General features: G+C 74.9%; 15 protein-coding genes and 1 pseudogene. 9 read left to right on the top strand and 7 right to left on the bottom strand.

Going from position 1 to position 22,212, the window contains the following annotated elements; translation table 11 throughout:
- Positions 1-54: 54 nt before the first annotated feature.
- Entirely contained in the window at positions 55-249 is a 195-nt protein-coding gene (locus C7M71_RS28745) for a hypothetical protein (protein ID WP_111492197.1), read from the top strand.
- Positions 250-376: 127 nt separating this feature from the next.
- Positions 377-1,918 (top strand): hypothetical protein, encoded by a 1,542-nt coding sequence (locus C7M71_RS28740; RefSeq protein WP_111492196.1) that lies wholly within the window; start codon positions 377-379, stop codon positions 1,916-1,918.
- A gap of 16 nt (positions 1,919-1,934) precedes the next feature.
- On the opposite strand, the gene yczR is transcribed toward C7M71_RS28740, so the two are convergent.
- Complete coding sequence (gene yczR, locus C7M71_RS28735) at positions 1,935-3,416, bottom strand: MocR-like transcription factor YczR (RefSeq protein ID WP_111492195.1); 1,482 nt, start codon at positions 3,414-3,416, stop codon at positions 1,935-1,937.
- A 155-nt stretch (positions 3,417-3,571) separates the two neighbouring features.
- Here yczR and yczE point away from each other — a divergent pair, with 155 nt between their 5' ends.
- The 4 genes from yczE to C7M71_RS28715 all read left to right on the top strand — a co-directional run bounded on the left by yczE (position 3,572) and on the right by C7M71_RS28715 (position 7,294).
- The gene (gene yczE, locus C7M71_RS28730; protein WP_229758983.1) at positions 3,572-4,225 is read left to right on the top strand and encodes a membrane protein YczE; all 654 of its coding nucleotides are present in this window, start codon (positions 3,572-3,574) and stop codon (positions 4,223-4,225) included.
- 57 nt (positions 4,226-4,282) lie between these two features.
- On the top strand, positions 4,283-5,152 hold the full coding sequence (locus tag C7M71_RS28725; RefSeq protein WP_114914737.1) for a glycerophosphodiester phosphodiesterase: 870 nt from the start codon (positions 4,283-4,285) through the stop codon (positions 5,150-5,152).
- A 119-nt stretch (positions 5,153-5,271) separates the two neighbouring features.
- Positions 5,272-6,603, top strand: coding sequence for an MFS transporter (locus tag C7M71_RS28720; RefSeq protein WP_111495296.1), 1,332 nt, complete (start codon positions 5,272-5,274; stop codon positions 6,601-6,603).
- A gap of 316 nt (positions 6,604-6,919) precedes the next feature.
- Complete coding sequence (locus tag C7M71_RS28715) at positions 6,920-7,294, top strand: RNA polymerase-binding protein RbpA (RefSeq protein ID WP_111495298.1); 375 nt, start codon at positions 6,920-6,922, stop codon at positions 7,292-7,294.
- Positions 7,295-7,428: 134 nt separating this feature from the next.
- Here C7M71_RS28715 and fxsA read toward each other — a convergent pair whose 3' ends face one another.
- From fxsA to C7M71_RS28690, 5 genes and pseudogenes are all read right to left on the bottom strand, one after another.
- Positions 7,429-8,115 (bottom strand): FxsA family membrane protein, encoded by a 687-nt coding sequence (gene fxsA / locus C7M71_RS28710; RefSeq protein ID WP_229758982.1) that lies wholly within the window; start codon positions 8,113-8,115, stop codon positions 7,429-7,431.
- A gap of 144 nt (positions 8,116-8,259) precedes the next feature.
- Positions 8,260-9,150, bottom strand: a complete 891-nt coding sequence (locus C7M71_RS28705) for a polyprenol monophosphomannose synthase (protein WP_111495253.1) — start codon at positions 9,148-9,150, stop codon at positions 8,260-8,262.
- Between the two features lie 96 nt (positions 9,151-9,246).
- Positions 9,247-11,003, bottom strand: a pseudogene (gene lnt, locus C7M71_RS28700) (apolipoprotein N-acyltransferase).
- Positions 11,004-11,735: 732 nt separating this feature from the next.
- On the bottom strand, positions 11,736-13,400 hold the full coding sequence (locus C7M71_RS28695) for an amidohydrolase (RefSeq protein ID WP_111492144.1): 1,665 nt from the start codon (positions 13,398-13,400) through the stop codon (positions 11,736-11,738).
- A 31-nt stretch (positions 13,401-13,431) separates the two neighbouring features.
- Positions 13,432-13,872, bottom strand: coding sequence for an Lrp/AsnC family transcriptional regulator (locus tag C7M71_RS28690; RefSeq protein WP_111492145.1), 441 nt, complete (start codon positions 13,870-13,872; stop codon positions 13,432-13,434).
- Positions 13,873-14,183: 311 nt separating this feature from the next.
- On the opposite strand from C7M71_RS28690, the gene C7M71_RS28685 reads away from it, so the two are divergent.
- Positions 14,184-14,654 carry a hypothetical protein gene (locus C7M71_RS28685; RefSeq protein ID WP_111492146.1) on the top strand — a complete coding sequence of 157 codons (471 nt, stop codon included), beginning with the start codon at positions 14,184-14,186 and terminating at the stop codon, positions 14,652-14,654.
- 112 nt (positions 14,655-14,766) lie between these two features.
- On the opposite strand, the gene C7M71_RS28680 is transcribed toward C7M71_RS28685, so the two are convergent.
- Positions 14,767-15,939: an acyl-CoA dehydrogenase family protein gene (locus C7M71_RS28680; protein WP_111492147.1), complete on the bottom strand. Its 1,173-nt coding sequence runs from the start codon at positions 15,937-15,939 to the stop codon at positions 14,767-14,769.
- 808 nt (positions 15,940-16,747) lie between these two features.
- Between C7M71_RS28680 and C7M71_RS28675 the strand changes: the two genes are divergently transcribed.
- Both C7M71_RS28675 and C7M71_RS28670 read left to right on the top strand, forming a co-directional pair.
- Entirely contained in the window at positions 16,748-19,741 is a 2,994-nt protein-coding gene (locus C7M71_RS28675; protein ID WP_111492148.1) for an AfsR/SARP family transcriptional regulator, read from the top strand.
- A gap of 529 nt (positions 19,742-20,270) precedes the next feature.
- A complete protein-coding gene (locus tag C7M71_RS28670) occupies positions 20,271-22,172 on the top strand; it encodes an AAA family ATPase (RefSeq protein ID WP_111492151.1) in 1,902 nt (633 codons plus the stop codon).
- Positions 22,173-22,212: the final 40 nt, after the last annotated feature.

The raw sequence follows: 22,212 nt of genomic DNA, 5'->3' as shown, positions 1-22,212 counted from the left end.
AACATTCCGTAGCTCTCTCGCGGAATGCTGTCCCCCTCTCGAGGAGCACCCCCCATGATCCTCTCCTTCTCCGGCGTCGTCTTCCTCGGCGTGATCGTCACCCTCCTCTCCCGCAAATGCGGACTGAAGCTGGCTCACGCGATGGTCTGCGCCCTCTTCGGCTTCTATCTGGCAAGCACCGCCATCGCTCCCAGCATCCACGCCGGAAGCCAGAGCCTGGCCGGACTGCTCGGCGGGCTCAAATTCTGAGCGGAGCCCCGGCTCCACCCTTCAGGCCCGGGCGCGGACCCACCGCCCCGGGCCTGCCCCCGTCCCACCGCCCGACCGCCCTTCCGACCGCCCTTCCGACCGCACGTCCACCGCTCGGGGAGAGCCGATGTCCCTCAACCGCACCCTCGTCCGGGGCCGCGACCTGGCCCGCACCGCCGGGGACCACGCCGCCGACATGCTCGGCCCGCTGGTGGTGCTCGGCCGTGGGCTGCTCCACCACACGACCTGGGTACGGGCCTGGTGGAAGCGCACCCCGGGGGACCGCCGAGGCCCGGCGCTGCTGCTGGCCGCCGCCGTGGCCGCCGCCGTGGCGGTCCTCCCGTACGGGCTGCTGCTGGCCGCCGCCGGCCTCGCCGCCAGCGCCGCCTGGGCCGGTCGCGACCGGGCACCCGCCGAGCCCGCCCCGGACGCCACCCACCTCAAGCTCCAGGCCGTGTACGCGGCGCTGACGCCGTATCTCGGCCACCCGGACGACCCCAAGCCGCTCTACGCCCACGACGGCGACCACACGGCGGCCTTCACCGCCTGGGAGTTCGACGCGGAGGGCCGGCTGACCATGCTGGAGCTGCGCTACCCCCCGTACTTCCGGGACAGCGAGGCCGCCTCCCGGACCCGGGTCGAGCAGGTCCTGCAAGGGAAGGCGGGCCGCAGCCGGGAGTACCGCTTCATCTGGGACGAGGAGATCAACCGGCTGCGCACCGAGGCGCTGGCTCCGCTGCCCGACGACATCACCGTGCAGCGCTTCGTCACCGGGCCCGGCGAACTGGTGCTGGGCGTCACCGACCCGGACGGCAGCGACCGGACCATCCCCCTCAACCAGGGCGGAACCCCCGCCCACCAGCCGCCGGTGGTGTGGCGCACCGGCGCACGGGCCTCGGACGCCCATCTGCTGGCCCTCGGCACACCGCGTTCCGGCACTTCGACGCTGCTCCGCGCGCTCGCCCTCCAGGCGCTGCCGTACGGCGACATCGTGGTGATCGACGGCGCCGGCACCGGCGAACACGGCTGCCTGGTCGGCAGGCCCGGCGTACGCCGGGTCGAGACCAGCCTGCACGGCGCGGTCGCGGCGCTCCAGTGGGCGGCGGGCGAGACCGCCCGGCGGCTGGCGGCGCTGGAGCGGGTCCGGCTGGGCGGCGGGGCACTGCCCAAGAGCGTCACCCGGCCGCTGTGGCTGCTGCTCGACCACCCGACGGAGCTCAGCGAACTCGCCCACGCGGAGGGGCGGCCCGACCCGCAGGACCTGCTGGAAGCCCCGCTGCGGCAGGGCCGGGCGGTACGGGTCTGCGTGGTGGTGGCCGAGCACCTGGGCGCCCTGGACCGCATCCGGCCCGTGGTGCGGGCTGCCGCCCGGGGCCGGGTGGTGCTGGGCTCGCCGACGCCGGAGCAGGCGGAGGCGGCCCTCGGCGCCCCGCTGGACATCACTCCCCCGGCCCGCACCCCGCCCGGTCGCGGCTACGCCCGGCTCGGCGGCGCCGCCCCGGTACGCCTCCAGGTTCCGGCTGCCCCGGACCCGCTGGACGAGGACGCCCCCGCCGGGCAGCGGGACGCGGTGATCGCCCTGCTGCCGCACTCCGACACCCGCGTCGAGGCGGCCGCCACGACCACCACCCTGGTCAAGTCCCCCGCCCAGCCCGGCCCCGGCGCCTGACCGACCACCACCCCGCTCACGCCACAAAAACCTCACCCACCGCCACGCCCGACGCCCCGGCGGCGACCGCGTCGGCGGCCAGCGAGAGGCGGCGGACGGCCTCGCGGGCGGTGTCACCGCCCACGGTGAGCGGCAGCCGCAGGTACTGCTCGAAGGCGCCGTCCACCCCGAAGCGGGGCCCGGCCGCGACCCGTACTCCGTGCCGGTCGCCCTCGGCGGCCAGCGCCGCACCGGAGAGCCCCGCCGTGCGGACCCAGAGGGTGAGCCCGCCCTGCGGCAGGTCGAAGCGCCACCCCGGCTGGGCGGTGCGCAGCGCCGCCGCGAGGTCGTCGCGGTGGCCGAGGAGTCTGCGGCGCCGCTCCGCGAGCGTCGCGTCCCACCCGCCGCCCCGCAGCAGCCGGACCACCGCGAGCTGCTCCAGCACCGGGGAGCCCAGGTCCGCATACGAGCGGGCGGAGACCAGGCGGCGGATGACGCCGGGGGCCGCCCGGACCCAGCCGATGCGCAGGCCCGCCCAGATCGCCTTGCTGGCCGAGCCGACGGTGATGACGGCGCCGCCGGGGTCGGCGGCGGCCATCGGCCGGGGCCGCTGCGCCTCGCCGTCGAAGGACAGCTCGGCCATGGTCTCGTCGACCACCAGGAGCGTTCCGGCGGCGCGGGCCGCCGCCGCCAGGGCGCCGCGCTGTTCGTCGGGAACGAGCGTGCCGGTGGGGTTGTGGAAGTCGGGGATGACATACGCGGCGCGCGGGGCGGCGTCCCGCAGCACCCGCCGCCACTCGGCCAGGTCCCATCCGGAGAGGGCCTCGCCCATGGCGACGGGCAGCAGCCGCAGGCCGTCGCGGCGCAGCAGTTGCAGCACATTGGCGTAGCTGGGCGCCTCGACGGCCACCCGGTCACCGGGGTCCGCCATCAGGCGGCGGACGGCGGACAGGGCGCCCATCGCGCCGGTGGTGACCATGATCTGCTCGGGCATGGTGGGCACGCCGCGCTCGGTGTAGCGGTCGGCCAGGGCCTCGCGTAGAGCGGGGAGTCCGGCCGGGTGGTCGCCGTGGGTACGGGTGTGGGCGGGGAGGTCCTGAAGGGCCTCGGTGAAGGCTGCGGTGAGCCGGGGTTCGACGGCGGGCAGGGCGGCGCAGCCGAGGTCGATGACGGCGTCGGCGAGTTCGGGGGGCAGCGGGTCCAGGCCGCCGGAGGGCACCGGGTGGCCGTCGGGCAGGACGGTCCAGCTGCCCGAGCCCCGGCGGCTCGTCAGATAGCCCCAGTCGCGGAGCTGCTGGTACCCGGCGGCGACGGTGGTGCGGCTGACGCCGAGGGCGACGGCGAGTTCGCGTTCGGCGGGCAGCCGTACGCCCACGCCCAGCCGTCCTTCCAGGACCAGCAGCCGGGTGGACTCGGCCAGGCCCCGGTAGGCGGGGGTGGGTCCCTTCGGGGGGAAGCCGGCGGCGGCGAGCAGCCGGGCGAGCCGGGGTGCGCCGAGGACGGTGGCCCATGCGGTCATACGGATCAGTCCACTTCTCCCGGATTGGCCCTCGATATGCAGGCCGGTCAGCCCCAGAGTGGCATGCGGTGGCCCGGCGGTGCCAGGCCGCCGGGTGGGAAGGGCCGGGAAGGGCCGGCCGAGGGGACCGGGGAAGGCCGAGGAGGGCCGACGGGATGCACGCACGACGTCTTACCCAGCTGTACATCGGGCTGGTGCTGTACGGGGCCAGCGCCGGCCTCCAGGTCCGCTCCGCCCTGGGGCTGGACCCCTGGGACGCCTTCCACCAGGGCGTGGCACTGCACACGGGCTGGTCCATCGGCATGGTCTCCTGCGTGGTCGGCGCGGCCGTGCTGCTGTTCTGGATACCGCTGCGGCAGCGGCCGGGGCTGGGCACGGTGAGCAATGTGGTGCTGGTGGGGACCTCCATGGACGCGGCGCTGTGGGTGGTGCCGGAGCCCGCCTCGCTGCCGCTGCGGGTGGTGCTGCTGGCGGCGGCCGTGGTGCTGAACGGCGCGGCGACCGGCCTGTACATCGGCGCGGGGTACGGGCCGGGTCCCCGGGACGGGCTGATGACCGGGCTGCACCGCCGCACCGGGCGGTCGATCCGGCTGGTGCGGACCTGCATCGAGGTCACGGTGCTGGCCGTCGGGTGGCTGCTGGGCGGCACGGTCGGGGTGGGCACCGTGGTCTATGCGTTGGCGATCGGGCCGGTGGCGCAGGTCTTCCTGCGGTGGTTCTCCCGTCCGGGGCAGGGGGCGGCGGTCCGGGTGTCCGACGACTCCCCGGGCCCGGCCCCGGTACCGGCCGCCGCCGAGGGCACTCCCTGACAGCCGGCCGTGCCCGGCCGTGCCCGGCCGTGCCCGGCCGGCGGCATACTCTGGGGCGTGACCAGCCTCGACCACGCCCGCCACCCGTTCCTGGGCCACTCCGGTCTGCTCGCCTTCGCCCATCGCGGCGGTGCGCTGGGCGCCCCGGAGAACACCATGGCCGCCTTCGAGCGGGCGGTGGCACTGGGCTACCGCTATCTGGAGACGGATGCCCGGGCGACCGCCGACGGGGCCCTGCTGGCGTTCCACGACGCGCGGCTGGAGCGCACCACCGACGGCGCGGGGGCCGTCGCCGAGCTGCCGTGGCGTACCGTGCGGGCGGCCCGGGTCGCCGGGCGGGAGCCGATACCGCTGCTGGAGGAGGTGCTGGACGCCTTTCCCGAGGTCCGGTTCAACATCGACGTCAAGAGCGCTGCCGCAGTGCGGCCCCTGGTGGCTGCGGTGCGCCGGACCGGGGCCTGGGACCGGGTCTGCGTGGGCGCCTTCTCCGACGGGCGTCTCGCGGCGGTGCGGGCCGCCGCCGGGCCACGGCTGGCCACCTCGCTGGGCCCGCGCGCGGTGCTGGGCCTGCGGCTGCGGTCGCTGGCCGGACCGGTCCCGGCGGACCGGCTGCTGGGCGGGCGGCTGCTGGGCGCGGCGGTGCGGCGGCAGGCGGTCTGCGTCCAGGTCCCGGTGCGCTTTCCGGCGCTGGAGCAACCGCAGGACACCGGGGCGGTGCAGGACCGGGCGGGCGGGCGCGGCATCCGGGTGGTCGACCGGGCCTTTGTCCGCACCGCCCACCGCTTCGGGCTCCAGGTGCATGTCTGGACGGTGGACGATCCTCGGCTGATGCGGGAGCTGATCGCGCTGGGGGTGGATGGCATCATGTCCGATCGCATCGACGTACTGCGCGATGTGCTGGTCGAGCACGGGTCCTGGTCCGGCTGACCCGCGACCGACGAACCGGGGGGCAGAGGCGGATGGACGCGAGGCGGACCACGGGCGGCGACGGCACGGGCGGAGCACGCGCCGCGCAGGCGGCTCCGGGGGCTCCGGCGGCTCAGGCGATGGACGCGGAGGCCCGGCGGCTGCGGCGGGTGCAGCGCGGCTGGTACTTCTACGACTGGGCGAACTCCGTCTTCCCCACCACGGTCATCACCGTCTTCCTCGGCCCCTATCTCACCTCGGTCGCCGAGGCCGCAGCGGACGCCGACGGCTATGTGCACCCGCTGGGGCTGCCGGTCCGCTCGGGTGCCGTCTTCCCGTACGCGGTGTCCGCCTCGGTGCTGCTGTCGGTGCTGGTGATGCCGCTGGTCGGCGCGGTGGCGGACCGCGCGGGTCGGCACCGGGTGCTGATGGGCGCCTCCGCGTACCTGGGCGCCGCCGCCACCGCCGCGATGTTCCTGCTGCGCGGCGACCGCTATCTGCTGGGCGCGGCGCTGCTGGTGGTGGCCAATGTCGCCTATGCGGTCTCGGTGGTGCTCTACAACTCCTTCCTCCCGGTCATCGCGCCGCCCGAGCAGCGGGACGCGGTCTCCTCCCGTGGCTGGGCCTTCGGCTATGCGGGCGGGGCGCTGCTGCTGGTGCTCAACCTGGTGCTGTACCAGGGCCATGCGCGGTTCGGCGTCTCGGAGGGCGACGCGGTGCGGATCTGCCTGGCCTCGGCGGGGGTGTGGTGGGCGGGGTTCACGCTGCTGCCGATGGTGCGGCTGCCGGACCGGGTCGGGGTGGCGCCCGGGGCGGCGTCGGCCGGTGCGGGCTCGGGCTTCCGGCAGTTGCGGGCCACCCTCGGCGAGATGCGGCGCTATCCGCTGACGCTGCTCTTCCTCGCCGCCTACCTCTGCTACAACGACGGCGTGCAGACGGTGATCTCGCAGGCGTCGCTCTACGGCAGCCGCGAGCTCGGCATGGCGCAGGGGTCGCTGGTGGTGGCCGTGCTGATGGTGCAGGTGCTGGCGATCGGCGGGGCGCTCCTCTTCGGGCGGCTGGCGGGCCGCTTCGGGGCCAGGCGGGCCATCCTGGGGTCGCTGGTGGCGTGGGGGGCGACGGTGGCGGTGGGCTATGTGCTGCCGGCGCACCGGCCGGTCTGGTTCTTCGCGCTGGCCGCGCTGATCGGGCTGGTCATGGGCGGCAGCCAGGCGCTGTCGCGGTCGCTCTTCTCACAGCTGGTGCCGCCCGGCAAGGAGGCCGAGTACTTCAGCGTCTACGAGGTGAGCGACCGGGGCACCAGTTGGCTGGGCCCGCTGGTCTTCGGTGTGGCCTACCAGGCGACGGGCAGCTACCGGGCGGCGATCGTGTCGCTGATGGTGTTCTTCGCGGTGGGGTTCGTCCTGCTGCTGCGGGTGCCGGTGCGCCGGGCCATCGAGGAGGCGGGCAACCCGGTGCCGGAGCGGGTATGAGGACGGCGGTGTGCGGGCGCGGGTGTGAGTCTCGCGACATCCGTGGGCCGGTTTCGGGCAGAAGCGCAGTGTACGCCGATTGCAGCTGTCAGGATTCGTCACTGCGTGCAGAATTTCGGAAACCCACGGTGACATCGCACGCCAGATGTGACAAAAAGGGCGCCGATGGGTACAACGGGGGCGGCACAACGGACGACGCGCGTCCCGGGACGGGAATCTTCGACGGCGGTCGAGCGTTGACCGACACGACGACGACAGCGACCAACAAGACAGCGACCACCAGTCCTGTGGGCCACAAGCCCGGGAGGCACGATTCATGAGTGAGCGAGCTCTCCGCGGCACGCGACTCGGGGCCACCAGCTACGAGACCGACCGCGGTATCGATCTGGCCCCGCGCCAGACCGTGGAGTACGCATGTCAGAACGGACACCGGTTCGAGGTGCCGTTCTCCGTGGAGGCCGAGATCCCGCCTGTGTGGGAGTGCCGCTTCTGCGGTACCGAGGCTCTCCTGCTCGACGGCGACGAGCCGGAAGAGAAGAAGGTGAAGCCGGCGCGTACCCATTGGGACATGCTGATGGAGCGCCGCACACGGGAGGAGCTGGAGGAGGTGCTGGCCGAGCGGCTGGCCGTGCTCCGCTCCGGCGGGATGAACCTGGCGGTTCACCCGAGGGACACCCGCAAGAGCGCCTGATTCCACCGCCTTCCCACCACGGCGGGGAGGCGAAGGCCCTGGCGGCGGCAGAGGAGTCTGCCGGCGCCAGGGCCTTCGCCATGGGCTCAGGGGTCCCTGGGCTCGGCGGCCGATGGGCTCGGCGGCCCGCGGGCTCAGGGGCGGGGCCGGTCGGGCGGCAGCACCCGGATGACGCGCGGCGGACGGCTGCCGTCCTGCGGCTCGGCAGGCCCGGTGGGTCCGGCGGGTCCGGCGGGTCCGGCAGGCCCGGTGGGCCCGGCAGAGTCCACGACCTCACCGGGGACGACCTTGCCGTCCGGCCGGTGGATGCGCAGCTGCTCCTGGAGCCGCAGCGCCTCGCCCAGCGGGTCCCCCACCCGGCCTCGGCGTACCGCCGACCGGGCCAGCCGGGCCGGGACGCGCCGCAGCAGCGCCCGGGTCGGCGGGAAGAGGCAGGCCAGGCCCAGCAGGTCGGAGAGGAAGCCGGGCACGATCAGCAGCACGCCGCCGGTGAGGGTGATGGCGGTGTGGGACTCCCCCGCCTCGGGCTCCCGCCCCTGCTCCACCGCCCGGGCCGCCGCCCGCAGGGCACGCAGCCCGGCGCGCTTGACGATCCAGCCGCCGAGGACGGCGGTCGCGACCAGCAGCGCCACGACGGTGAAGCCGCCGAGCAGCGAGGCCAGTTCCAGCGCCACCCAGACTTCGAGGACCAGCCAGGCCGCGATCAGCAGCGGCAGCACGGTGCGCAGCCGCCCACGTCGCCCGCTGTCGGGCCGCCGGCGGGCCTCCTCGCGGCCCGTCCGTGCGGCGGGGCCGGGGAGGCGGGGGTCGGACTCGGTCACGGTGCGGTCCACTCCATCGCTCGCCCCCGGCGCTCCCGGGCGGAGCGCCGGCGACCGGGGCCGCCGCCACCCGGCCGGGAGGGCCGTGGGCGGGCGTCCGCCCGGTCAGCTGGGGGCGCCGGCGATCCGGCGGGGCCGCTGCTCCTACTGAGCGGCCTCGTTCGCCCCTGCGTTGGGGTCAACGTCGGAGGCGGCAGGGGTGTTCCGGGCGCCCGCCTTCGGGGCGCCCGCGTTCGGGGCGGCCGCGTTGGGGGCGGGCAGCCGGCCCAGCCGGTTGCGTACGCCCCAGCCGGTGACCCGGACCAGCGCCTCCACCACGATGGTGCGGCTCATCTTGCTGGCGCCGAGCTCCCGCTCGATGAAGGTGATCGGGACCTCGACCACCGTGAAGCCGGCCCGGACGGCACGCCAGGCGAGGTCGACCTGGAAGCAGTAGCCCTGGGAGGCCACCTCGTCCATGCCCAGGCCGAGCAGGGTCTCCTTGCGGAAGGCGCGGTAGCCGCCGGTGACGTCGCGCAGCGGGACGCCGAGCATCAGCCGGGAGTAGGTGCTGCCGCCCCGGGAGATGAACTCGCGGTACTTGGGCCAGTTGACCGCGCTGCCGCCGGGCACCCAGCGGGAGCCGAGCACCAGGTCGGCGCCGCCCAGCAGCGCGGTCAGCAGCCGGGGCAGCTGCTCCGGCTGGTGCGAGCCGTCCGCGTCCATCTCCACCAGCACGTCGTAGCCCTGCTCGATGCCCCAGCGGAAGCCCGCGAGGTAGGCGGCGCCCAGCCCCTCCTTGCCCCTGCGGTGCATCACCTGGATGTGGTCGTCGGCGGCGGCCAGCTCGTCGGCGAGCTTGCCGGTGCCGTCGGGGCTGTTGTCGTCCGCGACGAGGATGTGCGCCTCCGGCACCGAGGCGCGGACGCGGGAGGTGATGCGGGCGACGTTCTCGGCCTCGTTGTAGGTCGGGATGATGACCAGGATCTTCCCGAGGTCTGCGAAGCTCTGCGACTCGTCGGCGCTTGTGTCGGTCACGGACCGGCCTTTCTCCATTACATCGGGCAGTGGTGCGGCTGGAGGCGCGTCCTCGGTCCGTCGAGTACCCGGTGCCGTCCCCCTGAGTGACTGCGCTCCCGCACGGTGCACCCGTCAGCCACGGTCACCGCCGCCCCCACCGGGCGCGGCCGGGCGACCGGCCCCACCGGTCGGCGCCCCGGGCGCGGCACTCCGGCGGGCTCGACTCCGCAGGACGCCTGCTGCGCAGGAGAACAGACCCACAATAGCGATCACCCACTCCGGCCAGTCACCAAGGCGGTCGGCCAGTGTCCTGCCGTCACGAAGGGGGATCTTCGCCGTCAACTCGGCCGGGGTCAACTCGGCCGTACGCTGCTGGACCGCACCATCCGGTGTGATCACCGCACTGATCCCACTGGTCGCCGCGATCAGCACCGCCCGGCCGTGCTCCACCGCCCGGAGCCGGGACATGGCCAACTGCTGCTCGGGCTGTCCGCTGCGCGCATAGGTGGCGTTGTTGGTCTGCACGACCAGCACCCGGCCGCCCGCGTTGACGGTGTCGCGGACGATCTCGTCATAGGCCACCTCGAAGCAGATGACATCGCCGATGCGGACCGGCCCCAGCTGCATCACCCCGGTGGTGGTGCCGGGGTAGAAGTCGCGAGCCACCCGGTTCAGCCGGGTGATGAACTTCGACAGGACGGAGCGGAAGGGCACGTACTCGCCGAACGGCACCGGATGCTGCTTGGTGTACGAGGCCCCCGGGCCGGTGACCGGGTCCCAGACGATGCCCTCGTTGCGGACGTGCTGGCTGTCCGGGCCGTCGACCAGGGTGCCGACCAGCACGGGGACGCCGATGGCCTTCACGGCGCGGTCGATGGCGGCGTACGCCTCGGGGTAGCCGAACGGGTCGAGGTCCGAGGAGTTCTCCGGCCAGATGACGATGTCGGGCCTGGGGCGGCGGCCGGCCGCGACCTCCGCCGCCAGCCGCTCGGTGGCCTTGACGTGGTTGCCCAGCACCGCCATCGGGCGGCCCAGGAAGTCCATGCCCGGGTGCGGCACATTGCCCTGGACGACGGCGACCTCCGCGGTGGCGTCCGGGGCGGTGGGGACGGGGACGGCGTAGCCGGCCAGCAGCGCGGCGGCGGCCAGCACGACCGGTACGGCCACCGGGCGCACGCCCAGCGGAGAGCGGGCGGCCTCGGGCTCCTGGGCCGTCAGGGCTTCCGGGGCGCCGGTGCCGTCCGGGGCGGCCGCAGCTGCCGGGCGGCGCCGGCGCAGGGCGGCCTCCGCACGCGGGAGCAGCGGGAGGGCCGCTGCGGCGAGCAGGGCTCCGGTCAGCGCCACGGCGAAGGTCACCAGGGGCGCTCCGGCCACCGCCGCGAGCGGGGTGTACGGGGTCGCCGTGTTGGCGAACGCCAGCCGTCCCCAGGGGAAGCCGCCGAGCGGCAGGCGGTCGCGGGCCCACTCCTGGGCGACCCAGAGGCAGGCCGCCCAGAGCGGCCAGGCGCGCAGCCGGGAGGTGACGGCCAGCCCCGCGCCCATCGCGGCCAGGAAGAGCGCCTCCACCAGCGAGAGCGCGATCCAGGCGTCCGGGCCGATCACCCGCAGCCAGGCCAGCAGCCAGAGCAGGAAGGGCGCACCGAAGGCGAACCCCGTCCAGGCGCCCTGGCGCGCGGTACGGCCCCGGGTGAGCAGCGAGAGGCCCGCGACGGCGACCACCGAGAGCGGCCAGAGGTCGTACGGGGGAAGGCTGCCGCCAGCAGCAGTCCCAGGCAGACGGCGGCGCCGGTGCGCGGCAGCCCGCGCCGCAGGCGCTCCCAGCGGGACGGTCGGCTGCGGGGACGCGGCGCCGCCCGCTCCGGCTCGGCGGCGGAGGGAGCGTCCTCCACCGCCGGCTGCTCACGGAGCACGGGATCTACCGGCAGTGCCACGCGCGCCGCCTCTCTCGTCGGTGGTTCCTGCGTGCGCCGTCCGGTGGGGAGGGCGACGTGCGACGACGGTACAACGCGCGGGGCGGGACAGGGGAGCCGGGGCTGAACGGGTGATCGGCGCGCATGACCACCGTGATGACCTGCGCGGATGACCGGTGCGGGGTCCCGGCCCGCGCAGCGGGCCAGGGACCGGACGCCCTTCGGTCCGACCTGGGGCCCGCCGGCTGCGGGTCGACCGAGAGCCGTTGTCTACTGAGCGTCCGGTCCCCGCCCGGGTCGCACCTGCCCGGCCGGACCCGGTTGGCCTGCCGGCTCCCACGCTCCCCGCACCGCGGAGGCTGGACCTGGCTGCCTGTCGACGGCGCCCCCGGGGGCGCCGCCCGTTGGCCCAGCTGCGGTCACGGGTTTGGCGTGGAGGTGTTCCGGTCGGGCGACCTGCGGGGGGCTTCCCCGGAGGTGGACGGCGTCGAACCTACTCGTAGCCGACCATCGTCTGTCAACTGGGGCCTGACCAGCACGAACGCATCAAAACCGCAGGTCAGCCGGGGTGCACTCAGGCCAGGTGGCCTGTCCGGCCCGCCCTAGGGAGGTATGCGGCACCACCCGATCGGCCGCAGGAGATCTTCGGGTCCGCCCTCCTGCGGCCTCCGCTGCGGCGCTCGGCCGGCACACCGTCGCGCCGCCGCCCCGTCACAGGGCGCCGTACACCACCCGGCCTCGGACGACGGTGGCCAGGCAGACCGGCAGCGGGCCGCCCGGGGTGAGGTCCGGCAGGCCCGGGGTGCCCGACCTCGGGTCGGTGGACCAGCCGGCCACCCGCGAGTCCGGGGCCTGGACCACCAGGTCGCCCGCCTGCCAGGTGGCGAAGGTCGCCGGGGCGCCCGGCACCAGCACCCCGGCGTCGTCGCGGCCCAGCGCCCGCCAGCCGCCCCGGGTGTGGGCGGTGAAGGCGGCCCGGACCGAGATCCGGTGCTCGGGCGTGCGGTGGAAGGCGGCGGCCCGCACGGTGCCCCAGGGGTCCAGCGGGGTCACCGGGGCGTCGGAGCCGAAGGCGAGTGGGACACCGGCCCGCAGCAGCCGGGAGAAGGGGTTGAGGGCGCGCGCCCGCTCCGCGCCGAGCCGCCGGACGTACATGCCGTCCTCGCCGCCCCAGGCGGCGTCGAAGGCGGGCTGCACGGAGGCGACCAGGCCCAGCTCGGCAAAGGCCGCGACCGCCTCGTCGTCCAGGAACTCGGCGTGCTCCACCCGGTGCCGCAGCGCCCGTACCCGGTCGGTGCCGACCCGCCGGGCGGCTTCCCGTACGCCGTCCAGCACGGCGGTGAGGGCGGCGTCGCCGATGGCGTGGAAGCCCGCCTGGAGACCGGCCTCGGTGCAGGCGGCCACATGGTCGGCCACCTGCTCGGCGGTGAGGTAGGCGGTGCCGGTGGAGTCGGGGGCGTCGCTGTACGGGGCGTGCAGGCAGGCGGTGCGGGAACCGAGGGCGCCGTCCACGAAGAGGTCGCCGCCGGCGCCGACCGCGCCGAGGCGGCGGGCGGTGTCGATGCCGCCGAGTTCGCCCCAGTAGCCGAAGACGTCCGGGCCGGCGGACGCGGCGGCGAGCTCCAGCAGCTCGGCCAGGTCGTCGGCGGAGGAGATGTCCGGGCCGGCGCACTCATGCAGGGCGCCGATGCCGAGCGAGGCGGCACGGGCCAGGGTGGCCTGCTGGGCGTCGCGCCGCTGGTCGGCGGTGAGGTGCCCGAGGGCCGCCCGCCGGACCGCGTGGTGGGCGTCGCGGGTGAGTGGCCCGTCGGGGTGGTGTCCGGCGAGCGACGACAGCCCGGCCGCCCGCTCGGCGAGGGCGCGCAGGGCGGTGGAGGCGACGGCGGAGTGGACGTCCGTACGGGAGAGGTAGACGGCGGCGGCGCCGGCGGCGGCGTCCAGCTCCGCCCGGGTCGGCGGGCGGTTCTCCGGCCAGCCGGTGTCGTCCCAGCCATGGCCGATCAGCACGCCCCCGGCCGCGCCTCCGGCACCGCCCCCGGCGGCGGTGAGACGGCCCCGGGCGCGCTCCTGCTTGACCTGCCGCTCCAGCCGGGCCAGCGCCTCGGCGAGCGAGGGGCAGCCGGTGAGGTCGAGCCCGGTGAGGGCCAGACCGGTCGCGGTGGCGTGCACATGGGCGTCCACGAAGGCAGGCGTGACCAGGGCCCCGGCCAGGTCGACCACCTGGTCGGCGCCGTCGACATAGGCGTCCGCCGCCCCCTCCGAGCCGATCCAGGCGACGGCGTCCCCCTGGACCACCATGGCGGTCGCGAAGGGGTCGGCGGGACTGTGGACATTGCCTCCGCGCAGCAGCACGGTGCGGGTGGTGCGATCGGTCATGGGCCCAGTCTGCCGGGCGGCGGCGGTCGGCTCACAGCCGGGGCGCGCGCGCCTCGTACGGGGTGCTGAGGACCACGGTGGTGCGGGTGGAGACGCCGGCCGCCGTACGGATGCGGGCCAGCAGGTGTTCCAGGTCGCCCGGACCGGCGACCCGGACCTTGAGGATGTAGTTCTCGTCACCGGCCACGCTGTGGCACGCCTCGATCTCCTCGATCCCGGCGAGGCGCTCCGGCACGTCGTCGGGCGCGCTGGGGTCGAACGGCTTCACCGAGATGAACGCGGTGAGCGGCAGGGACACCGCTTCGGGGTCGACGATCGCGGCATAGCCGCGGATGACGCCCCGCTGTTCCAGGCGGCGCACGCGCTGGTGCACCGCCGAGGTGGAGAGGCCGGTGGCCTTCCCCAGGTCGGTGTAACTCATCCGCCCGTCCTGGACGAGCAGCTGCACGATCTGACGGTCGAGATCCTCCACAAGGGGCAAACCTACTGGGCACGACCGACAGCTGCCGACCCGGAGGAGCGACACGCCCGGTCCCGAGCGGGCCGGGACGGACCCCGGCAGACCGTCGGCGGCGCCTTCTGACATGGCGTCATGTCCCGTGGCGCAGGGGGCGCTGGGCGGCGGGTTCCGGAGTGCGGGGATGCCTTCGGGAGTCATATGTGACCAAGGACACACCGGGCGCATGATGGTGCGTCAATCCGCAGGATTATGTGGGGCGTACGCAGGGAAGTGCTGGTTGTGGTCATGGTCGTGGCGGCCTGGCCCACCCGAGGGGGATGAATATGCCTGTACTTGACCAGCGCACCCGCAGCACCGAGGCGGCACTGCGCGCAGAAGACGTCGAGCCCGGGAACGATCCGATGTCGGCGGCCGAGGCCGACCCCACCCACCCGGGGTCCTTCCGGGGCATCGACCCCGGCGACGGCGACACCTGGGAGATCCTGCGGCTCCGCTGCCCGGAGTGCGACCGCCCGATCGCGCTGCTCGGGGACGAGGAGCGCTTCCCGCAGCACGCCGTGCTGCACAGCGCGTGGAACCCGTTCGCCTCGGCGGTCTGCCCGGGCTCCGGCCGGCCGGTGGACGAGGCGGCCGACCTCGACGACGACCCCGACTTCGACGCCGAGCCCGACCTGGAGGCGCTGCTGGCGCTGCCGCCGGAGCTGGACTGGCGCACCCAGCCGTTCTCGCACGTCGGCGGGCCCGGTTCGCGGCCGGTGCGGGTGCCGCAGCAGCAGCGCCTGGCGCAGCGCTGACGCCGCGCCGCCGCGCCACCACCCCGCCGCCCCTCCGCAGTGCCACGCCGCCGCACTGCACCGAGGCCCCGCCGAATGGTCGGCGGGGCCCCTTCGCGTATGCGCCTGACGGTCAGCGGCCGTTGCCGCCCGTGAGGCGGCGGCCGATGACCATGCGCTGGATCTGGTTGGTGCCCTCCACGATCTGGAGCACCTTGGCCTCCCGCATATAGCGCTCCACCGGGTAGTCCTGGGTGTAGCCGTAGCCGCCGAGCACCTGGACGGCGTCGGTGGCGACCCGCATCGCCGCGTCGGTGCAGAACAGCTTGGCCATGGCCGCCTCCTTGGTGAAGGAGAGCCCGGCGTCGCGGCGGCGGGCGGCGGCCAGGTAGAGGGCGCGGCCGGCCTCGATCTGGGTCGCCATGTCGGCCAGCATGAACGAGAGCCCCTGGAAGTCGGCGATGGGGCGGCCGAACTGCCGGCGGGTGCGGGCGTACTCCACCGCGTGGTCCAGGGCCGCCTGGGCGACACCGGTCGCGCAGGCGGCGATGCCGAGACGCCCGGAGTCCAGCGCGGAGAGGGCTATCGCGAAGCCCTGCCCCTCCTCGCCGATCAGCCGGTCGGCGGGCACCCGCGCCCCGTCGAAGTGGATCTGCGCGGTCGGCGAGCTCTTCATGCCCATCTTGCGCTCCGGCGGCGCTGCCGAGACGCCGGGCGTGTCCCCCGCGACCAGCAGGGCGCTGATGCCGCCCGCGCCCTCCTGCCCGGTGCGGACCATGGCGCTGTAGAAGTCGGCGACCCCGCCGTGGGTGATCCACGCCTTGGTGCCGTTGACGGTGTAGGCGTCACCGTCGCGGACGGCGCTGGTGCGCAGCGCTGCGGCGTCCGAGCCGGACTGGGGCTCGGAGAGGCAGTACGCGCCGAGCTGGTCGCCGCCGAGCATCCCCGGCAGCAGGCGCTGCTTCAGCTCCTCGCTGCCGAAGGTGGCCAGCGCATGGCAGGAGAGGGTGTGCACGCTGACGCCGAGGCCGACCGCGAGCCATCCGGCGGCCAGCTCCTCCAGGACCTGGAGGTACACCTCGTACGGCTGTTCACCGCCGCCGTGCCGCTCGGGGTAGGGCAGGCCCAGCAGCCCGGCGCTGCCCAGGGTGCGGAAGACGTCGCGCGGGAAGCGGCCCTCGGCCTCGTCGGCGGCGGCGCGCGGCAGCAGTTCCCGCTCCACCAGCTCACGGGTGAGGGTCAGCAGGTCACGGGCCTCCTCGGTGGGCAGCTGGCGTTCCACCGGCTTGGTCGGGGAGATGCTCATGGCGGGGTCGCCTCCTCGGTCGCGCCCCGGGCCCTGGGTGAGGGACCGGTGGGGTCATCGTGCCTTGTCGGAGGTGGTTTCACCGGTTCGCAGTGAACGACCATTAACCAACGTGGCGATGCGAGTATGCCCGATCCTGGCGCGTCCGTCACCGCAGGAGCCCCCCGGACCAGCCCCGACCGGCCCCGACCGGCCCTGACCCGCCCCGGACCGCTCCGGGCATGCGTGAGCGGCCGGCTCCCCCGGCGCAGCAGCCCCCCGATGCTGCTGCGCCGGCGGAGCCGGCCGCTCTCCCCCTGTTCCCCCCTGTTCCCCCTGCTCCCCCCGCGTCCCCGCCTCCGAGCACCACCCGGAGACGGCCCCCACCGTCCCCCCGGACGGCGGAAGCCGCTTCCGCCGTCCCCCCCCGGGCGACGGAAGCGTGAAGGCTACTTGCGCGAGCCGCCGTTGCCGGTGGGCGACTCGGTACCGGGCTCCGGCTCGGGCGCGGGCCCGGGCTCGGTACCGGGCTCCGGCATCTCCGGAGTGGGCTCCTCGGGCGTGCTCATGTCGTGGCTCCCTTGCACTGACGCGGATGTACGCTCGCTTCCGGCTCCCGGAGTCGGCCTCCCGACCCTGGAAGAACGAGCCTCATCAGCATGGCGAAGCCCAATAAACATCTGATAAACAGCACGTGCGACGCGGCAGAGCCGGGCTACCTTCCGGTGGCATGCGGGGCCCCGAGGGCCGGTGGGGAGCAGCGGGCGCCGCGTGAGGCGCTGCCCCGAGCCGGTCGGGGTAGGCACCGGCGAAGTGGAGAATCACGGCCGTGCAGAGTGATGCGGACGCAGCGGATCCGATCCTTCGGTTCCAGGTGCTGGGGCCCTTGCAGGTCTGGCGGTCGTCGCAGGAGATCGAGCCCGGTCCACCGCAGCAACGGGCGCTGCTGGCTGTGCTGCTGCGCCGGGCGGGCCGTCCGATCGGGCTTCAGGAGCTGGTGGAGGGCATCTGGGGCGAGGAGCCCCCGCCGAACGCGGTCGCGGCCGTCCGCACCTATGTGTCGCGGCTGCGGGGCCTGCTGGAGCCGGACCGCAAGTCCCGGGCGGCGGCCAGCCTGCTGGTCTCGGTGGCCGACGGGTACACCCTCCGGCTGCCCGCGCAGGCGGTGGACGCGGCCCGGTTCGAGCAGCACATCACCGACGCCGGACAGGCTCGCGCGGCGGGTGACGCGGTGGCCTGCCAGCAGGAGGCGGCAGCGGCGCTGGGCCTCTGGCGGGCGGCGCCGCTCGCCGGGCTGCCTGGCCCGTCGGTCGAGACCTGGCGCCGGCGCCTGGACGAGCTGCGCTCCACGGCGCTGGAACTCCGCCTCGGTGCGGTGATCGACCTGGGCGGCCATCGGGAGGCCGTCGCCGAGCTGGCCGACCTGGTGGCCGAGCAGCCGCTGAGCGAGCGCTTCCGGGCGCTGCTGATGCTGGCGCTCTACCGGAGCGGGCGGCAGGCCGAGGCGCTGGCCGCGTACGCGGACACCCGCCGGCTGCTGGTCAACGAGCTGGGGGTGGAGCCCGGCCCCGAACTCACCGACCTCCATGCCCGCATCCTGGCCTCCGACGCCTCGCTGGTCGTCCCCGAGCGCACGGCGGGCGGGGCCGTCATGCCCTCCGTACGGGTCCTGGCCCAGCTGCCGCAGGACCCGACCGACTTCACCGGGCGGGCCGAGCTGACGGCGGAACTGCGGCTGGCCCTCTGCGACGACCCGGGGCTGGGCGTGCGGATCTGCGCGCTCGCGGGGATAGGCGGGGTGGGGAAGACCGCGCTGGCCGTACACGCGGCGCACAGCGTCCGCTCGGAGTTCGCCGACGGGCAGCTCTATGTGGACCTGCGGGGCGCGGGCGACGGCCCGGTGGACCCGGAGGCGGTGCTCGGCGACTTCCTCGCGGCCCTTGGCGAGGACACCGGGTCCATTCCGGAGGGGCTGGAGCGCCGATCGCTGCTGTACCGGTCGCTGCTGGCCGAGCGGCGGGTGCTGGTGGTGCTGGACAACGCCCGGGACACCGACCAGGTGATGCCGCTGCTCCCGGGCGGTGCGGGCTGCGCGGTGCTGGTCACCAGCCGGGCACGCCTCACCGACCTGCCCGGGGCCCGCCATGTCGACCTGGACGTGCTCGATCCGCAGGAGGCACTGCAACTCTTCGGCGCCATCGCGGGGCCCGAGCGGGCGGCGGCGGAGCGGGAGGCCGCCCTGGACGTCGTCTCGGCGTGCAGCTTCCTTCCGCTGGCCGTCCGGATCGTGGCCTCGCGGCTGGCCGCCCGGCGCTCCTGGACGGTCTCCACGCTCGCCGCCCGGCTGGCCGACGAGCAACGCCGGCTGGACGAGCTCCAGACCGGGCGGCTGGCCGTGGAGGCCACCTTCGAACTGGGGTACCGGCAGCTCTCCCCCGCGCTCGCCCGGGCCTTCCGCCTGCTGGCCCTGCCGGACAGCCCACACCTCTCGCTGGCCTCGGCCGCCGCCGTCCTGGGCCTTCCGCAACCGGACGCGGAGGAGCTGGCGGAGTCCCTGGTGGACGCCGGACTGCTGGAGTCCCCGGCACCGGGGCGCTACCGGCATCACGATCTGCTCCGGCTCTTCGCCCGCCGCCAGTCGGAGCGGGCCGACTCGGCGGAGGAGCGCGACCAGGCGGTCAACCAGCTGCTCGACTTCCTCTTCGCCACCGTGTCCACCGCCTCCCGCATCCTGGAGCCGGGCGATGTGCTGACGGACCATCTGCGCCCGCCGCGCGCGGAGAGCGTCCCGCTGACCGACACCACGGCGGCGCGGGCCTGGCTGCGGGCGGAGCAGTCGACGCTCTTCGCGGTGATCGCCCAGCGGGCGCGGGACGAGCGGGAGGCCGCCGTACGCCCGCTGATCGACCTGCTGATGGCCTGGGTGTGGCTGATCGACGGCGCGGTCCACCAGCGTCAGATCGAGCAGATCCTGCGGCCGGTGGTGGTCACCGCCCACCGCATCGGCGACGCCGTCGCGGAGTCCCGCGCCCGCTGCATCCGGGGGCTGCTGCTGTACGCGGTCGACGAGTACGAGGCCGCCGAGGCCGAGCTGCTTGCCGCGCTGCTGCCGGCCCGGGCCAACGGGGACGCCGTCGCCCAGTTCACCGCCGCCAATCTGCTGGGCATGGTGGCCGGGACGACGGGCCGGGCCGCCGAGGCGCTGCCGTTCCTCCAGGAGGCCTTCGAGCAGTGCGAGGCGCTGGGGAACGCCAGCGTCTCCGCGATCATCCTGGGCAACACCGCCCGCTCGCTGAGCGACCTCGGCCGCGAGCACGAGGCACTGGCCACGGCGGAGGCCGCGGTGGAGACGGCCCGCCGGTCGGGAAACCAGTCGACCGTGGCGGACACCCACTACCAGTCGAGCGTGGTGCTGCGCGAGGCCGGCCGGGCGGACGCGGCGGCGACCCACCTCGGCGACGCGCTGCGGCTCTTCCGCGAGCAGGGCCGCCGGACCTGGGAGGGGCTGGCCCTGGCGCGGCTCGCCGAGTGCCTGGAGGACGAGGGCCGGGAGGCGGACGCGGCGCTCTCCGCCGAGCAGGCCCTGGTGGTCGCCCGGGAGGTCGGCGACGCCTTCTGCGAGGGGCTGGCGCTGGCGGTGGGCGGGCGGGTGCTGACCCGGCTCGGCGAGACCGACCGGGGCAGGACCCAGTTGGAGGACGCCTACGCGGTCTTCCAGCGGTTGGGCCTTCCGGAGGCCGAGGAGCTCCGCGCCCAGCTGGACGCGGCTGCGGACCGCGCCACGTCGGGGGCCGAACCGGGACGGATCACACCCGGGCGGTGACTGTGTGTACCACCGGTTCGGGCGTCGGCAGGGCGTTCGATCAATGGCTTGACCAACCCTCTGGTCAGGACTTACGTTCTCCTCATGGCGAGATTGGTTGATCTCGCAACTACAGACGCGAAGCCCTCTTGGCTGTTCCCCCGTGGCCGAGAGGGCTTCGTCCTGTCCAGGGCCCGGAGGCCAGGTGGCGAGGCACTCTTCCGGATCAGCGGGGCGCCGGTACGATGCCGGGAGAAGCGGCGCGCGGAACGGTGCGGGCCGGGGGCGAAACGGTGACTTTCCGTCAATCCTCCGGCGCTGCGGATCCGGCGGGGACTGCCGCATTCCGTGTCGGCCCCGACGGGTTCATCATGGTGGCCGGACGGCCGGTGCGGCGGTCGGCCCGCAGTGCGGCGGGTGGCGCGAGGGGGCGGGGCTCATGGACGCGGAAGCGGCGGCAGGGGCTCGGAACGCACAGCGGGGGGCATGAGTGGCGACGGTGCAGGACTCCGGTGCGGCGGCGCTCGCCGACCGGGCATGGCTGCGGGCGATGGACGCGTACACGGCGGGGGCCTACACCCGAGCGGAGGAGGAGTTCCGGACGGCGGTGCGGCTGGACCCGGGCATGGCGGACGCCTGGCTGGGCCTCCACGCGCTGCGCTCGGACACCTCGGGGGCGCTGCTGGCGATGCACCGCCACCGCGACCGGTTCGGGGAGCAGCGGCGCCGGCACCGCCGGCCGCTGAGTTCCTGGTACTGGCTGGGCTGGTGGGTGCAGCCGGTCCTGGAGGACCGCCGCGACCTGGCGCTGGCGCATGCCTCGCACTGGCTGGACGGCCGCCATCTGACCGAGCTGGACCGGGCGATGGCGCTCTGCCCGCCGGCGGCGGAGGACCCGTCGGTGCGGTTCCTGCACGCCTGCCGGTCCTATCTGGTCAAGGACTGGGAGCAGCTGATCCGGGACACCGACGGCCTGCTGGACGACCCGCTGCTGGGCATAGAGGCGGGTCTCTTCAGCGGCATGGCGCGGGTCCGGCTGGACATGTGCGCGCAGGCGGAGGTCCCGCTGGCGGCGTCGCTGGCCCGCTGCCGCTCCGAGCAGCCGCAGCGCAAGGAGCTGCGCTACTGGCTGGCCCGGGCGTACGAGGGGGCGGGGCGCAGCGCCGCCGCGCTGCCGCTGTACCGGGCGGTGCACCGGGCCGATCCGGCCTTCATGGACACGGCGGCCCGGCTGGCGGCGATCACCTCCGAGGACGGGGTCGACCCCGAGCTGCTGGAGGCGGAGCTGAACGGCGGGCAGGGGGCGCCGGAGGCGGGGACGGTGCAGCTGCCCGGCGTCGAGGGGTTCGGCGAGTTCGGCGGTCCGGAGTCCTCGGAGCCGGGCCTGGAGATCCCCTCCCCCGACCTGGAGGCCCCGGGCCCGGTGGCAGCCGACCCGATGGCAGCCGACCCGGTGGCGGCCGACCCGGTGACCGCGACCGCCTCCGAAGGAGCGGAACCGTCCCTGGGCGCCCCGGAGGGCACGCTTCGCGACCGGGTGGTGCTGCCGGCGCAGCCCCGGTCCTCGGGTCCGGCCGGGGACGGCGGCGGGCCGGACCGGGAGCAGCTGGACGCGGCGCTGTCCGAGCTGGACCGGATGGTCGGCATGGAGCCGGTGAAGCGCCAGGTGCTGGCCCTGTCGGCGCAGCTGCGGATGGCGCGGCTGCGGGCCGACCAGGGCCTGCCGGTGCAGCCGCCCAAGCGGCACTTTGTCTTCTCCGGGCCCTCCGGCACCGGCAAGACCACGGTGGCCAGGATCCTGGGCCGGGTCTTCTATGCGCTGGGACTGCTCTCCGGCGACCATCTGGTGGAGGCCCAGCGGGCGGACCTGGTGGGCGAGTTCCTGGGGCAGACCGCCGTCAAGGCCAATGAGCTGATCGACTCGGCGCTGGACGGGGTGCTCTTCATCGACGAGGCGTACTCGCTGGCCAACTCCGGCTACAGCAAGGGCGACGCCTACGGCGACGAGGCGTTGCAGGTGCTGCTGAAGCGGGCCGAGGACAACCGGGACCGGCTGGTGGTGATACTGGCCGGCTACCCGGAGGGGATGAACCGGCTGCTGGCCGCCAACCCCGGCCTGGCCTCGCGCTTCACCACCCGCGTCGACTTCCCCAGCTACCGCCCGGCCGAGCTGACCGCGATCGGGCAGGCCCTGGCCGCCCGGGACGGCGACGGCTGGGACGCCGACGCGCTGGAGGAGCTGCACTCCATCTGCGGCCATGTGGTGAGCGAGGGGTGGATCGACGAGCTGGGCAACGGGCGCTTTATGCGCACCCTGTACGAGAAGTGCTGCGCCTACCGCGACCTGCGGCTCTCGGTCCTGTCCACGCCCCCGACCCGGCAGGACCTGGCCACCCTGCGGCTGCCCGATCTGGTCCAGGCCTACGGCGAACTGATCGACGGCCGGTCCTGACCGCCCGCGCCCGGGCGCCCCGGGCCGGGCACCCCGGGCC

Origin of the sequence: Peterkaempfera bronchialis, from assembly GCF_003258605.2 — a bacterium.
GTDB classification, from domain to species: Bacteria; Actinomycetota; Actinomycetes; order Streptomycetales; family Streptomycetaceae; genus Peterkaempfera; species Peterkaempfera bronchialis.
The sequence above is the reverse complement of the archived record's forward strand: the minus strand, read 5'-3'. Positions and strand labels throughout refer to the sequence as shown.